Below are 14,380 nucleotides of genomic sequence, written 5' to 3'. Positions count from 1 at the left end.
AGAAAAGGATAGCTTGCTTTCCTGCCCCCTTGCCGGCAAAGACCGGGGGTGTATTGTTCATTTTATGTGGCAAACATCAAACCGAGGTATGGCGCGTTATCGCTGGTCCGGGTGTCGATATTTGTTCGTACACGATGTTCAAGATGCATTGGATTTAATGGCTTCTATTAGTTACAACAACAATGGATGCTATAAAATATTGATTAACAAATCGAACATAACGGAAGATTTCTTCGAGCTAAAAACCGGACTTGCAGGTGATGTACTGCAGAAATATGCGAACTACAAGGTTAAGCTCGCTATTGTTGGAGATTTCGATAAGTATAACAGCAAAAGCTTGAAGGATTTTATTTATGAGTGTAACAATGGCAAACAGGTATTCTTTTTAAAAGATAAACAGGAAGCACTTCACGCTCTTCATAGTAACAATTAATTGCCATTATAAATGGAGAACTGTATCAGATAGTTAAATATCAAGCGACGGCTGCCGTTACGGCTGCTTTTTTTTCTCATAGAGTCACTCATGGGGCTATCGTGAAGAGCAAACCAATGTAACTTGCTTAGACGACCACACCGTTACAATTAATGGTCATAAGCTCGATGTCAGAACAGATACGTATGATTGGAGACGGAAAAAAGGCTCAACGGCCGGGGCCGCCCATCCGCGCTAGGAGCAGGTGATCTGAAACGTCAGCGGAAGATTTACTTCCTCTAATCGATTCGTACAGCTGCAAAGTAGGGCAAAGCGGAAGAAAAACTGCCGTTATTTCTTGAAAAAGAGGCCGAATGAGGTCAGGTAGGGAGGGATAGCGGAAGTAAAGCTTCCGCTATCCCTTATTTATGCGTATACTCTCAGTAATAAAGGAAATGAAACTTCCGCTATCACACAGTCAAAGGGAGCGGGGCGGTCCGATTGATGCTCCGGCATTTACTGCTGGGCCTCCGACACGGCTACGATCATCGCGCTGACCGTCCATTCTCCACGCTTGATGTTCTCGCTGCCCGTCCAGATGCCGGTAATCGTCGCCTGACCGGGCTTCAGCTTCATCCCGGTGAGCACGATCGTTTGCCCGCCCTGCACGACGAACGCTTTATCGTTGTCGACTGCCGAGATGGTGCAGCGGAAACGAACCTTCACGTTTTTGTAGCTGCCCAGCTCGGCCAAGTTAATCTCCGTAAAGTCGGGCTTGATCCGGCTGAACGCGAATTGGCCGCTGCGGTATTCGTACAGCGATATCCGTCCCGCTCCTTTACCGGTATCGTTGTCGACGGCCAGGACGCCCGGGCGCTCCTCTTGGTAGCCGTCGGCTTCGAAATCGAACAGCTTGCGCAGCCCGGACGACGTGTAGTCGTAGGCGATGTACCGGGAGGCGCGGTCCGCCGAGGCCGCTTGCAGCAGGAGTGCCTGCGCTCCTTGCTGGGCGGGGCTCTCCGCCGCTCGCAGCTCCTTGATCTTCGTGTTTTTGTCCAGGGACGCTTCCAGCGTGTCCACGGTTTTATCGCCCTTCATTCGGACGAGCACGAGCTTGTTATCGGCAGTAATCCCGGCGGCGTATACAAGCGCGCCGAACTGGGACTGGCCCGTTACGACGCTCGAGAATGCGGCGTCCGGCAGCGCCTTTTGCAGCAGATGCTTCGGATCGGCCGTTGCCCAAGCGAGCTCGGCGTCTTTCAGCTTTGCGGACGTATCGCGGTAAGTGCCGAGCGTCTCGTACAGAGCCACAGCCTCGGCAAATTTGCCGGCGCTAACGAGCTGATCGGCGGCCGCAAGCTGACTTTTGTAGCTGTCCTGAATCAGCTTTAACGATTTGGAGCCGGATACGGCCCAATCCTTGGCCGCTTCGAATTGCTTGGCCGTCTGGAAAAAGGTAGCCCAATCTTTAGCCGCCTGCTGGGCGGACAGCCGGCCAAACACGACCTGCTCGATTTTCGGAAGCAGCCAGTCCGCCTTTCTGCCGTATGGCTCGTACAGCTTCTTCAGCCGGCCGCCCTCGTTGAATAAATCGGCGAGTCCTTTCTGGGCGTTCCATGTGTCGAGGCGGGCTGCATCGTAGGGCGTCAGCAGGGTGCGGATCTTCTCGTTTTTTTGCCGTTCTCCGCCGTAAAAATCCGCGGGCAGCAGCATCAGGGCGATGGCGGGCTCGTCCGAAAACGTCTTGCCCGCGATCCCGGTGCGGATCTCGTTCTCCGCCTTCTCCGCGGCGCGTGCCAGCGCATTCGCCAGCCTGTCCTCGATGTCGTCCGCGGCGGCAAATTCCGCGAAGCTTTCGGCAATGAGACCTACCTCGGCAAGCGCCGCCTTTTTTCTCTCCCCGTATTCGGCATATACGCCAAGCAGCGCTTGAAGCTCGCCGTTGCGATCCGCGCTTTGGATTCGACCGGCCAACTGGCTGAGCTCGTGCCGGATGGCGGTCACGGGCTTCAACTCGTCCGCCTTTTGCGTTATATCGGTATCTTTGTAGCTGATCCACCGGTTCTGCACGACTTTGGCTGCGTATAATTCCGCCTGCACCCAGTCCTGTTCTGCGTACAGCAGGAGCGCCCGCTCATAGTCTTTCACCTTCATGTAGCCGTTGTACAGCTTGCAGGCCGCAACGCCGAGCAGAACGAGCATGAGGACGAATGCGGCTGCCCGCAGACGTAAGGCGTTCCTATAGGATAGGGTAAGTTGCATAACATCTTATTCCTTTCTAAAACATTCCCTGGAAATCGGGATCGACGGCGTAACGGGTCTGGGCCGTTTCTTTGCATTTCGCATACAGCTCGTTGCGCTGCTGGACCGGCGTATCCGCCAGGAGCTTGCATAACCGATGAAACCTTTCCCTTGGCAATTCGTCTAAGTAATCAATGATGAAGCGAGGGTACATCTGTACATATTTTTTCATGCGCAGAGCGCTGCCGGCCATCGAGACGAGAAATTCCCGGCCGCCCTCCATCGCTTCGATTTGCGGACGGAAGGCGACGACATAGTCTAGCGCACTGTGCCGGACCAGCTGCCTGTTCACTTTGACCGCATCGCGCATGTACAGGACGAATTCCGGATCGAACTTTTTCGGGACGAGCGGGTCGAGCTCCAGCTCCATGTCTTTACGGATGTAGAAGCGGCGCAGGCAGGCGATTTTACGCTGTTTGATGGACTCGTTGTTTAACAAATATCCGATCTCCCGGAGCTTCTCATACGCCTCCTTCGGATGGTTAGCGCTCATATCGCCGTCGGCCTCCTGCAGGTCGGCCCGGATTCCCTTGAGGATAGCCGGGGTATGATCGACGAGCACCTCATGGAACCGGTACAGGTCGGCGTAAGGTTTGTATCGTTGGCGGAGAAGAAAGAGCAGGGCAAGGAACGCGGCTCCTCCGATCCCGGCGGCGGCGATCTGCATCCAATCGTTCGCCAGAACGACGGCCAGCGCCACAAGAGCGACCGCGCCGAATGCTTCCGCCATCGGCAGCACCCGGTTCAGGGAGGCGATATAGCGGGCGACGGGGATGAACTTCCCGGTTGCCCCGCATTCCTTGCAGCGATCGTCGAACAGGACCGAGTAGGCTCCGCACTTTTTGCAAGTTTTTAAACGCTCGAAGGCGCAGGACGTGTTCCTGCTCGGGCGGAATTGGACGGCGAGCTTAGTCTGCATGGGCGCTGTCCCCCATCTTCAATCGGTTGATCAGGGAGGAATCGATCTGCTCGCGGGTTATCGCTTTTTTCTTATAGGCGTGATAAAACGCCCATTTTACTAGAAGGTATATCGCTGCGGCGATCAACAGGATGTAAGTCAGCATAGTCGGTCTACTCTCCCATTCTTTCAAATTGTGCGTTTATCCGCCCGCAAGCGGATCGGATTGGCAGAAAACGATGGAAATTGTCGCTTCTAGAGGGTATCATAAACTTGTAAATTCTAGCATTCCGACCCATTTCGACACACATTCATTGTACTATCTGTCCGCACGTTTGACCACTTCTTTGCCGGACCGCCATGATTGCGATACATTTATAGAGGTAGAAATGAGTTTCAAAACCTTACAACCAGCTCTGCAACTAGCGAAGACTTACACGGGGGTGCGAATCGTGAACAAATTAACCAAACACGGCATCGGGTCGGTCCTTGCCTCCATCCTCATCGTTCTCCTGATCCTGGGGACAAGCCCGGCAGCCGTATACGCGGCGGACGCTGATCAGAAGATGGACGCGGTGCTCGCCATGGACGCAAGCACTTCGATGAACGACAGCGACAGAAACAAAGTGGCCAACGAAGCGATGAAGCTGTTCGTCGATATGGCCTCGATCAGCGGCGACAAAATCGGGGTGCTTTCGTATACCGACCAGGTCATGAGAGAAAAAGCGCCGCTTACGATCAACTCGGCCAAAGATAAAGAGGAGCTCAAATCGTTTATCGATCAGCTGTCGAGAGGTCCTTATACCGATATCGCCGTCGGGGTAGCCGAAGCGGTCAAAATATTGGAGCGGGGCAAAGATCCCGGCCGTCATCCGCTGATCGTGCTGCTCTCGGACGGAAACAACTCCTTGAACAAGGAACGTACGCAGCAGCAATCCGATCAGGAGCTTCAGGCCGCCGTGAAAAATGCGAAGGATCTCGGCATCCCGATCTATACGATCGGTCTGAACGCGGACGGGCAGCTGAACAAGGACGTGCTGGAGAGCATCTCGAAGGAAACCGGAGGCAAGTCGTTCGTTACGAGCACGGCGGACACGCTGCCGCAAATTTTAAGCGAAATATTCGCCAACCATCTGAAGCTGAAAGTCGTGCCGCTCACCGGTTTTACCGCAAACGGCGATTATCAGGACGTTATCGTCACGATCCCGAACGCCAATGTGATGGAAGCGAACATCTCGATCATGTCGGGCAAGCCGGTCGAGGTGAAGCTGTTCGACCCTTCGGGGCAAGAGCGAAAGGTGCCGTCGGACGGCGTCGTTTATTCCAAGTCGGCCGCTTACTCGCTCGTGAAGCTGCTGAAACCGGCGCTAGGCGACTGGAAGCTGCAAATTAAAGGGGTCAGCCAGGACAAAATCAACATCAATCTCGTCTACAACTACGATCTGGAGCTGGTTGTGAACGGGCTGCCTCAGACAGCGAAGAAAGGCGATTCGATCCAGGTGAACGCGCTGCTTCAGTCGAACGGGCAGCCGGTGGCGGATGCGGAATTGTACAAAAACTTGAAATCGGTCCTGCAGCTCACCGATCTGGACACGAAGCAGACGAAAGAAGTGCCGCTGACGAACAGCGGCAAAGATTTTACGGGATCGTTCACGATCGCGGATAGGCACAACTACGAAGCGAAAGTGCGTGTAGAGGATTCGAGCTTTTTCCGGGAAACCGCGCCGGTAACGATCAACGCGAAAGGAGCATCGGGCCAGCAACCGGCCCCGACCCCTACGACTCCTGTGGAGCCGGCCGAACCGGCCAAGCCGTTTCCATGGGTTATGGTGATCGGCGGAGCGGTTCTCCTGATCGTGCTGCTTGCGCTGGGCCTGTTCATTTTGAGCAAGGTGAAGCAGGCGAACAAAGGCTTTTACGGCCAGTTGGTCATCGAGATTATCGACGAGGATACGGGGGAGCGCTCCAGTCCGCAATACAGGAAGCTAAACGCCTTCAAGGGCAAAGTGAAGCTGCATCAACTGCTTCAGCTCGCGCCCGAATTCGCGGAGACGGACAAAATCGTATTTACCCCGGGCAGCGACTCGGTGTTTATAATAAGTCAGACGGATTGCCTGGTCGAGAAGTCGGGCAGAGCGTTCGACGTCACGAAGCCGAAGGAGCTCAAAAACAACGACCGGATCAAAATTACGCTGCAAAACGTTCATAAGTCGATTTGGCTCGACTATATTCATTAATTCGGATTACACCCATTAGGAGGAACCTACCATGAAGGCAGTCGTCAAAGAGCATATCGAGCAGTTGGACGTATCCAAGGGCGGCGGGATCGTCAGCGACAAGATCCGGGTCGACACGATCGACAACCCGATGCTGGTCATCGGACTCGGCGGGACGGGCATCGACGCGCTGCTCCGCTTGAAATACCAGATCAACCGCAGATTCAAGCTGCCGGAAGATCCGATCTCGAAGAAAAAGCAGGACAAGCCGGACAACGTCGAATTTCTCGCGTTCGAGACGAACGAGCACGACCGGAACAAAAAATACCGCGGCATCGGGCTTGACCCGCTGACCGAATACGTGCTGCTGTCCAACCCCGAGGTGGGCGGCCTGCTTCAGAACCGGAGCCTGCTTGAGCCTCATGTGAAGGACTGGCTGTCGCCGGAGCTGCTGATCACCGACGGCATCAACGGAGCGTCCGGCATCCGGCAAGCCGGAAGACTGCTGCTGTTTACGAAGATCGTCCAGGTCGTGCAGGCGATCGAGAAGAAAATCAAAGCGCTATCCGTCGGCACGAACAAAAAACTGATCGTCTTCCTGCTGACAGGGCTGTCGGGCGGCACTGGAAGCGGCTGCTTCCTCGACATCGCCTACATTACGAGAGGGCTCATCGAGCGCGACTACGGCGACTCCGGGGTGGACAAGATCAATATGTTCGGCTATCTGTTCATGCCGGACGTCAACCTGTCGAACAAGAGCATCTCCGATCATACGCGGGAGTACATCAAGAAAAACGGCTACGCCGCCCTCAAAGAGCTCGACTACTGGATGAACGTCAACGAGCGCAACGAAAGGTTCAAGCAGCAGTACGGCAGCATTTTGTCGGTGAATTCTCCGGTCGCACCGTTTAACTTCGCGCATCTGATCTCGGCGACCAATCTCGAAGGGACGCTGCTCGAGAACGGCTACGATTACTGCATGAACGTGACGGCGGAGAAGATCACGACCTTTATGGCCAGCGAAGAGAAGCAATCGGGCGAAGAATTCGCCATTCACGACTATATGAGCAACATTCATACGAACATCGCCCAGATGCCGAAGCAGTATGCGGCCAACTATCAGTACAACGTCATCGGGGCTTCGTCGGCCGTGCTGCCGATCGAGGAGATGACGACGTTTCTCGCCTACCGCCTGTTTAAAAAGATGGAGGGCATGTTCGACGCCGCTCCTTCCCAGGAAGACGTGGAAAAGCTGGCGCGCAAGCTCGAGATCGACCCGGACTCCGTGCACCGGGAGTTCAACAAGCGGGTGCCGGAGCCGATTCCCGGCTACCAGAACAGCGAGCGGCTGAGCTACAACAACGTCATTAAGCAGCAGGTCGTCAGCATCGATACCGAGCTGGAGCAAAGCTTCCTGTCCCGCGCGCGGGAAGAGTATATCAAGTCCAAGAAGCAGCTTCCCGGAGCGTGCCTCGAACGGTTCACCGAGCAGATCAACCGGATGTTTTTGAATCCGGAGCAAGGGCCGTTTTACGCGTCGCGGGCCATTTTCTCGAATAAAGGCTACAGCCTGCTGAACCTGATCAGCTCGTATATCGAGGCGCTGAAGGAGAACGTGTACCGGATTCCCCAGGACGTCGAGGCGGCCAAGACGAGCGCCGGCCAGAAGCTGGGCGACGCCCGGAGCGCCTTCATCTCGCGCGACAAGAAGAAGGACGCCTACATCGAGGCGAAAATCCAGGAGTATCTCCTGTACGCGGACCGCGAGCGGATGGAGCAGATGATCGAGTTTTACGAGGATCTGTACAACCTGCTGAACGACCAGAACTCGCGGATTTATTCGATTTTTACGGAAATCTTGAACGCCCTCAACCGGATCTTCGAGAAAAACGGCGACATCCTGATCAACGGGGACGAGCAGGTCGACCACAAAGGCAATAAAACGTACTTTTGGAACGTCGTTAACGTGCCGGACATCGAGAAGCTGATCGGACGGATGATGGACGACAAAAATGCGGGCGATCTGATCCGCGACTTCACCGGCGAGCTGCTGCGCAAGACGAACCAGTGGATCCGGGAGCAGGATATTGACATCGTCGGCTCGATCTCGGAATTTTTGACCGACCAGTTCGGCGAGCTGATTACCCGTTCGATGGAAGATTTCCTGGCGATCAAGTACGGGCAGGATGAATCGATCGAGAAGGTGATCGAGCGGATTATCGCCAAGCGGCTCGACGACGAGGCGATTCCCGTCTTCCACCTGAGCAACAGCGCGGGCAGCTTCCATTTCCCGGAATGTGGATTCGTATCCGTGCCGGCCGATGCTCCGAACATTTTCAAGGGCGTGAACGGCTTCAAGGAGCTGGCGCTCGGCAAGACGAAATTCACGATCAAGGAAAGCCGGGTCAAAAACCGGATCTTCTGGCTGAATACGAAAAACGGCGTTCCTCTGTTCGCCTATTCCCCGCTGAAAGTGCTGGAGGAAAGCTATGAGAAGACGATTCTCGAGCCGGAAGGCGTCGGACGCCACCTCGTGCAGACGGAGAAGACGAACTGGACGTATCTGCCTTCGCCAATCCCGGAGAAGTCGTGGGGAGACGTGTATGTCAACTCCCGCGTCCGAACATACAACCACGATGTCCGGACGTTGTTCGGCAAGGCGGTATCGTTCGGCTGCATCGCGGAGAAGTCCGGCACCGCCAATACGAGCAGCCGGTTCGAATGCTACATGACGAAACCGTTCGATATTCAGGCGTACACCGCGCAGTACCCGATGCAGCTGGAAGGCGGGAAGATCAACTTCGGCGAGCTGAAGCGATGCATCGCGGGACTCAAGGAGCTGCTCCAAAACGGAATCGAACGCGTGGAGACGAAGGACATCTTCAACAGCACCTCGGAGGAGATGGCCAAGGAAAACCTGGTCCGTTCGCCGGAGATGATCGAGCGTCTGCGCAAGGAAGTGGCGAAGTACGAGCAGATCCGCGCCAAAATCGCCGAGCTGGAGACGGTGCTGAATTCGCACCAGGACGAGGAGAAGCTGCTGGACCGGTTTATCGAGGCGATGTATACGAAGACGATTATGAAGCGGGGCGCCCAGTACGTCTACGACCACGACGCGGATGAGGATACGTGGGAACCGTTCGTCAATTTGATGAAAGTGAACAAGTTTTACGAGTTCGTCATCTTCGAGCAGATGCGGGGGCTTGATGCCAAGCGGCAGGCGCTCTTGCAGCGCAAGGCGTCCAAACGGAGTGAGCAGATGACGGCGTCGGACGACATATCGGGACTGGTCGCAGCCCTGAAGGAAATGGCGGCCGCGTACCAGGAGTCGAAGTCGGCGCTTGACTACGACCGGGGCGATTACGCTAACGGAGAAGAGATGTACCGGTTCTACAAGCAGGTTGCGGCGAAAGTGAGCGATATGCTGAGAACGGTGCAGTAACGGCGGCACAACTTACAGCGAGTGGAGGTAGCGCGCGTGAAGGAGAGACTATGGGCATTCGCCGGCGAATTCGACGCCCGGGCTGACAAGCTGGCGTATGAGAACGACGGACAGCGAGGCATTCATCACCCGCTCGTCTTTGCCTTTATCGGAGACAAGAGTCTGGATGCGCTGACCGCTGTGTACGAGTGGAACGAAACGAAGTGGAGCAACAGCAGAGGCGTCGTTTATTTGCATCTGTATACGGAGAAGACGCTGGAGCGGGACAATGTGTTCGGCTTCCGTCTCGATGCCCCAATCGCGGACCGCAAGACGGTCAGGCCGGAGCTTCACCGCCGGTTTCACGACGATTCGGTTAAGCTGGCGGAGCTGAACCGCACCGTCCGGCAGCTCGGTACCCGGCTAGCGGAGTTCGGCCGTGTCTACGCCTCATTCCAGCAGGTGAATATCGCAGTCGTGACGATGGCGGACGATCCGTGCAATGTCGTATTGCCGGAAGTGGCGCTGCTGCTTAAGGCGGTGCTTGGCGAGTCGTTCCAGCAAATCCAGACCGATCTGCACGGATTGATCCGGGAGAAGCAGGGGAACGGGGATTTTGCTTACTCCGCTTCGGTTAGCGTAGCTTTTATGCGGGAGCTGGAGCGGATTCAGGACCGCCGTTACAGCTTCAGCGCGCCGCTGCAGGTGACGGAGGACGGCATCCGGCTGCTGGTTGAGCACAAGGAGGCGCCGCTGTTCGATCTCGTTTATCTGCTCAGCGACAAAAACGAACAAGGTCTCTTCGTCGAAGGCAGCATGGAGGCGAACTACGAAATCATTTGCAGCCTGTGCCTCTTGAAAAACCGGAAGACGGCCGCTGAAACGGACCGCAGACTGGAGACGTATAACAATCAGCATTACAAGCAGCATATCGGTTCCGGCAGCGGGGGCGGCGGCGTCTACTCCACGGCGGGCTTCTCCAAAGTAAAGCGCCCGAACAAGGCGATCGCGCTGACGGTGCTGCATCATCTGACTCAATCGGTTACCGGGCTGCTGAAGGAGCGGAGCAAGATCGACCGCAAGACGGCCGTAGAGCTGCTTCAGGCCGATTCCGCTTCGATCGAGCGGAGAACGGAGACGCTTATGCCGGAACGTGGCAAGCTCGAGGAGATGAACGCGCTGCTGGCTTCGCCGGTCTCCTTCGACGAAGTGAAGTCGATGACGCTTGCGGAAGCGGAAGAGGCCATGTACGGCCGGCATGCGGGGAATTTTTTCCGAGAGCAGTTCGCGGATAGGGCGCAGCGGAAGCTGGAGCAGCTCGATCTGGAGCGGGAAGGCTGGGAAGCGCTCGAGCGGAACATCATCGGCAACCCGCGTTTCGGCGTATACGCCGCCTATGCCTGGACGAACGAGAAGGAAGATGCGGCCGTCGTGTACCAGGAGCTGCGGCAGACGGTCAAGGAAACGGCGAAGCAGCTGGAGGAAGGGCGGCACAGGCTCGAGGCGCTCCTCGGGGAATCGGTCGATATGCAGCCGTTCCGCCGCGTGCCTTTTATGAAGAAAAGCACACTTAAGCATTTTAGCCGTTACTTGTTCGAACACGTCTACGGCGAGCGGCTGGAGCTGCTGTATCTGGAAATGAAGCTGGCGCTGCTGAGACGGTACGAGGCGGTGCTGGTCCGGCTGCATGAGCGGGTAAGCCCGAGGATCGAGCAGCTTCACGAGCTGGAAAACCGGATCCGCGAGGTTAGCCGGCAAAGCGTATCGGAAGCCGACGATTATCTCGGACGCAACATATCGGAATATTACGCTTCGGTCGTCCAAGGCGTTATCAAAGATTTGCAAGGCAAACGCGGCGACGAGTTCTGGTTCGAGGACCGGTATATCGGCGGGGAAGCGATCCAGTTCAAGGAAGGCGCGGAGCCTTTCCTGGAGAGGCTGATCGAGCTGTGCCGAAGAGAGGTGTTTCTGTACGAGCCGTTCCGCGAGTCGTTCGAGGATGAGCTGATCCGCAGGGCGAACGTCACCGTCCGGTTCGACGACCGGGATCAGGTGCTGTCCAAGGAGCAGTTGTTCCGAGATTTGTACGATACGCTGAGGCAGCGGGCAGCCGTTCATCTCGACGTATACAACTATACGCAAAAGCACCGGTACGAGGAGCATTACTTTTTCGGCGATGCCGACAGCGAGTTTATCCGGTACGCGTTCGAGGTGGACCGGGACAGCCGGACGCACAAGCTGGGCTGCGTGCACGAGAACCGCAACAGCGGCATCGAGAAGCTGATACTGATGGGCGGCTTCCGGATCGAGGACCTGCTTGTGTTCCGGAACGGCAGGAAGTATTATGACAGCTACCGGGAGAACGGGTATCAGTTCCACGCCGTGCAGTTGGACTAGAACAGGTTGTGCGGCTGGGGGTGGCTGTTGGCGGGGGAACGTTCCGGCCGATTGAAGAGACTGGCCGGTTTGCCGGACGGCTTTTGCGGCGATACCCGCTGGAGATAGCGTCCAGTCGCCCGTGCTGCGAATGCCCGGCGGAGAGCCGCCAGCCGCCGGTTGCTCCCCGGGTTCTGGAGCCAAGAGGCAAGAGCCAAGAGCCAAGAGCCAAGAGCCAAGAGGCAAGAGGCAAGAGGCAAGAGCCGAAAGCTCAAAGCCCAAGCCCAGTGCGCAGATAACAGTCTCTAGCAACTCTTATTTTAGGTAAAATAACTCGTCCTTCCCGAATACGAGTCTTTAGCAGCTCTTATTGTGGGGTGTTTCTGCCGGATAGGGGGATTTTGCCTAAAATAAGAGTCGCAAACATCCGCTAAATGGCGCGTGTTCCGAGAAATCGCGAAAATAAGAGTCGCAAACATCCGCTAATTGGCACGTGTTCCGGGATGCGCGAAAATAGGAGTTACAAACGTCCGCTAATTGGCCTGTGTTCCGGGATTCGAGATAATAAGAGTCGCCAACGTCCGCTAATTAGCACGTGTTCGGGGTTTCGCATAATAAGAATCTTGCAAACGTCCACTAATTAGCTTGAGGTCCAGGGTTGTGAAATTTCGCCAAAGGGGGGAGTCGGACGGTGTACCAACGGAAAGTGAATGTGCTGCTGCTCGTATGCAGTCTGATCGGCGGGCTGGCCGGATTCGCGGTTGGAGAAGTCATACTCGCCGAGTGGGAGGGCCGGATTCCAAACGCGCTGCTGATGGGCGCTTATTTCGGCCAGCTGGCGCTGTGGATCGGCCTTATGTGCCTGATCGCCGAGCTGGTGTCTCCGAAGCTGAACGGCAAAGGCTGGCGGCTGCGGTATGCGAAGGACGGCTGGAAGCTGCTCGTTCCCGCGACGCTAGTGCTGCTGCTCGTGTCGGGCGCTTTGCTCCAACTGGTGTACGGTCTGCATCTGGGCGGCTTCAAGCCCGCACAAAATATTGTCGTCGCGATCGATGTGTCGGAGAGCATGAAGGAAACCGATCCGAACCGTGAAAGTTTCCGCGCAGCCAAAGAGCTTGTACAGACGATGAAGCCGAGCAAACGCGTCGGCGTACTGACGTTCAGCGATCAGGCCGAGCTGCTTCAGCCGCTTACGTCCGTCTCGAGCCAAGCCGCGAAGGATACGGTCATCGGCAAGCTGGACAGCTACGGTCCGCCGATCGGCGGCACGAATATCGAAGCAGCGCTGGCCATGGCGATGGAGCAGATCGAAGCCGATCAGACCGATAAGCGCAGAAGCATGGTGATCCTCATCTCGGACGGTTACAGCGACGTCGATCTGAATCGGGCGCTTCATCCGTATACGAGCAACCAGATCATCGTGAATACGGTTGGCGTCAAATCGCAGGACGTCCAGGGCAACGAACTGTTAAGGAATATCGCATTGAGGACGGGCGGCGAGTACCACAGCGTCGATGACGTCCAGAAGCTGACGAACGTATTTGAGCAAATTTACAGGGCGAATCAGAGCTGGCATCTGGTCGGCGAACGGACCGGACCGGCCGCGGGCAGTCTCCTGTACGCATTAGAACGGATCGTCATCGTGGCTGTAATCGGACTGCTGATCGGCTTGTCGCTCGGCATTATATTCGATAACCGCTTTCTGGCGCGTTCCTTCTCCGCCGGTGGGGCGTTAGCCGGACTGTTGGCCGGGCTGATTCTCGAGCAAGGGCTGCAGAGCGGCGATTTCCCTTTCTGGGCCGTACGGGCTGCCGCCGATCTGACGCTTGCCGCCGTGCTGTCGCTGGCTACGCTGCTTATCCCGTTCAAGGAGAGCCGGGGAGCCGAAGAATCGGGAAATGGCCCGTTCAGCCGCTTCCGGAAAAACACAGCCACCACTTTCGGGCAGCAGCAAGGGAACGTGAATAAGAGGTTCAGATAAACAGCTGACTGACTATACAAGTTGAACTCACTGTACTCCATGGATAAGCAGCATGTATTGAGGAACCTACTTAGTTAAAAAGCGATATATATAAAGTCATCTCTCCAAGAAGGAGGAACGCGCGGATGCAATGGAGCGACGAGCTGTCCGGGACAAGCCGGATCACCGAGATGCGTCACCGGGTACAAGGCAGCAACGAGAGTGTGTTGACGTGGAAATGGCCGGCGGGTATTGACTTCGTCTATGTGTACCTGTTCCCGGCCGAGGCGGAGCAACCTCCGCAGCAGCGGCCGCCGGCTGCGATGAAGCTGTATACGCGCGAGGAATACAAAGCGAAGGCGGGGTACCGCGGACGCCTCGATGGAATCGGACGTTATGCGTATCGCGTCTACCCGTGTGTGCGCAAACCGGAAGGCATCGTCGTGCTGCGTCAGGAAGATGGGGACAACCTCATCCGGTTCGCTGCCGCCAAAGCCAGAATCCGGTATTCGATCAAAACCGGCATGGCTCTGTTTCGCAAATACCAGCCGGTCCGGATCGAGCTGACGAGCGAGGTTGCCGTTCCGAAGGAAGCGTTGTGTTACGTCCTGAAAGAAGGCAGGATGCCGCTACATCCGGAGGACGGAACGGTGTATCCGTTCATCGACGATATTCAGCCGGGACGAAACGTGCTGCCGGACATCGAAATTCCGAAAAACAGCCGGATCAAATTGTTTTTTACAGACGGTAAAAAGTACGGCGAGCTGTTCGAACTCATACCGGAATAAGGAGTGGA

At 56.1% G+C, this 14,380-nt stretch carries 9 protein-coding genes and 1 pseudogene; 7 read left to right on the top strand and 3 right to left on the bottom strand.

Features of this window, described 5'->3' with window-relative positions:
• Positions 1 to 88: 88 nt before the first annotated feature.
• Positions 89 to 433 (top strand): DUF4180 domain-containing protein, encoded by a 345-nt coding sequence (locus tag IDH45_RS31230; RefSeq protein WP_397327119.1) that lies wholly within the window; start codon positions 89 to 91, stop codon positions 431 to 433.
• Positions 434 to 536: 103 nt separating this feature from the next.
• Positions 537 to 671: pseudogene (locus IDH45_RS31225) on the top strand (DUF5412 family protein); the annotation flags it as partial.
• A gap of 257 nt (positions 672 to 928) precedes the next feature.
• Here IDH45_RS31225 and IDH45_RS31220 read toward each other — a convergent pair.
• From IDH45_RS31220 to IDH45_RS31210, 3 genes are read right to left on the bottom strand one after another with little or no spacing between them, the layout of a single operon-like run.
• Positions 929 to 2,674, bottom strand: coding sequence for a hypothetical protein (locus IDH45_RS31220; protein ID WP_190932073.1), 1,746 nt, complete (start codon positions 2,672 to 2,674; stop codon positions 929 to 931).
• A gap of 16 nt (positions 2,675 to 2,690) precedes the next feature.
• On the bottom strand, positions 2,691 to 3,632 hold the full coding sequence (locus IDH45_RS31215; RefSeq protein WP_190932072.1) for a hypothetical protein: 942 nt from the start codon (positions 3,630 to 3,632) through the stop codon (positions 2,691 to 2,693).
• On the bottom strand, positions 3,622 to 3,777 hold the full coding sequence (locus IDH45_RS31210; RefSeq protein ID WP_190932071.1) for a hypothetical protein: 156 nt from the start codon (positions 3,775 to 3,777) through the stop codon (positions 3,622 to 3,624). Before IDH45_RS31210 ends, IDH45_RS31215 begins: the two co-directional genes overlap by 11 nt.
• Positions 3,778 to 4,063: 286 nt before the next feature.
• On the opposite strand from IDH45_RS31210, the gene IDH45_RS31205 reads away from it, so the two are divergent.
• The 5 genes from IDH45_RS31205 to IDH45_RS31185 all read left to right on the top strand — a co-directional run bounded on the left by IDH45_RS31205 (position 4,064) and on the right by IDH45_RS31185 (position 14,372).
• The gene (locus IDH45_RS31205) at positions 4,064 to 5,848 is read left to right on the top strand and encodes a vWA domain-containing protein (protein WP_397327118.1); all 1,785 of its coding nucleotides are present in this window, start codon (positions 4,064 to 4,066) and stop codon (positions 5,846 to 5,848) included.
• Between the two features lie 31 nt (positions 5,849 to 5,879).
• A complete protein-coding gene (locus IDH45_RS31200; RefSeq protein WP_190932069.1) occupies positions 5,880 to 9,269 on the top strand; it encodes a tubulin-like doman-containing protein in 3,390 nt (1,129 codons plus the stop codon).
• 36 nt (positions 9,270 to 9,305) lie between these two features.
• Positions 9,306 to 11,645 carry a hypothetical protein gene (locus tag IDH45_RS31195; protein ID WP_190932068.1) on the top strand — a complete coding sequence of 780 codons (2,340 nt, stop codon included), beginning with the start codon at positions 9,306 to 9,308 and terminating at the stop codon, positions 11,643 to 11,645.
• Between the two features lie 670 nt (positions 11,646 to 12,315).
• Complete coding sequence (locus tag IDH45_RS31190; RefSeq protein ID WP_190932067.1) at positions 12,316 to 13,605, top strand: vWA domain-containing protein; 1,290 nt, start codon at positions 12,316 to 12,318, stop codon at positions 13,603 to 13,605.
• A 125-nt stretch (positions 13,606 to 13,730) separates the two neighbouring features.
• Complete coding sequence (locus tag IDH45_RS31185) at positions 13,731 to 14,372, top strand: hypothetical protein (protein ID WP_190932066.1); 642 nt, start codon at positions 13,731 to 13,733, stop codon at positions 14,370 to 14,372.
• The last annotated feature ends 8 nt before the right edge of the window (positions 14,373 to 14,380 follow it).

Source organism: Paenibacillus oceani (genome assembly GCF_014705615.1).
In the GTDB taxonomy this organism is placed as follows: Bacteria; Bacillota; Bacilli; order Paenibacillales; family NBRC-103111; genus Paenibacillus_AB; species Paenibacillus_AB oceani.
Note: the sequence above shows the minus strand (reverse complement) of the source record. Positions and strands in the feature narration are given on the sequence as shown.

Excerpts from the sequence above, each read along its gene's own strand:
- IDH45_RS31230 (WP_397327119.1), top strand. The coding sequence starts at position 89 with ATGGCGCGTTATCGCTGGTCCGGGTGTCGATATTTGTTCGTACACGAT.
- IDH45_RS31215 (WP_190932072.1), bottom strand. The coding sequence starts at position 3,632 with ATGCAGACTAAGCTCGCCGTCCAATTCCGCCCGAGCAGGAACACGTCC.
- IDH45_RS31185 (WP_190932066.1), top strand. The coding sequence starts at position 13,731 with ATGCAATGGAGCGACGAGCTGTCCGGGACAAGCCGGATCACCGAGATG.
- IDH45_RS31210 (WP_190932071.1), bottom strand. The coding sequence starts at position 3,777 with ATGCTGACTTACATCCTGTTGATCGCCGCAGCGATATACCTTCTAGTA.
- IDH45_RS31200 (WP_190932069.1), top strand. The coding sequence starts at position 5,880 with ATGAAGGCAGTCGTCAAAGAGCATATCGAGCAGTTGGACGTATCCAAG.
- IDH45_RS31220 (WP_190932073.1), bottom strand. The coding sequence starts at position 2,674 with ATGCAACTTACCCTATCCTATAGGAACGCCTTACGTCTGCGGGCAGCC.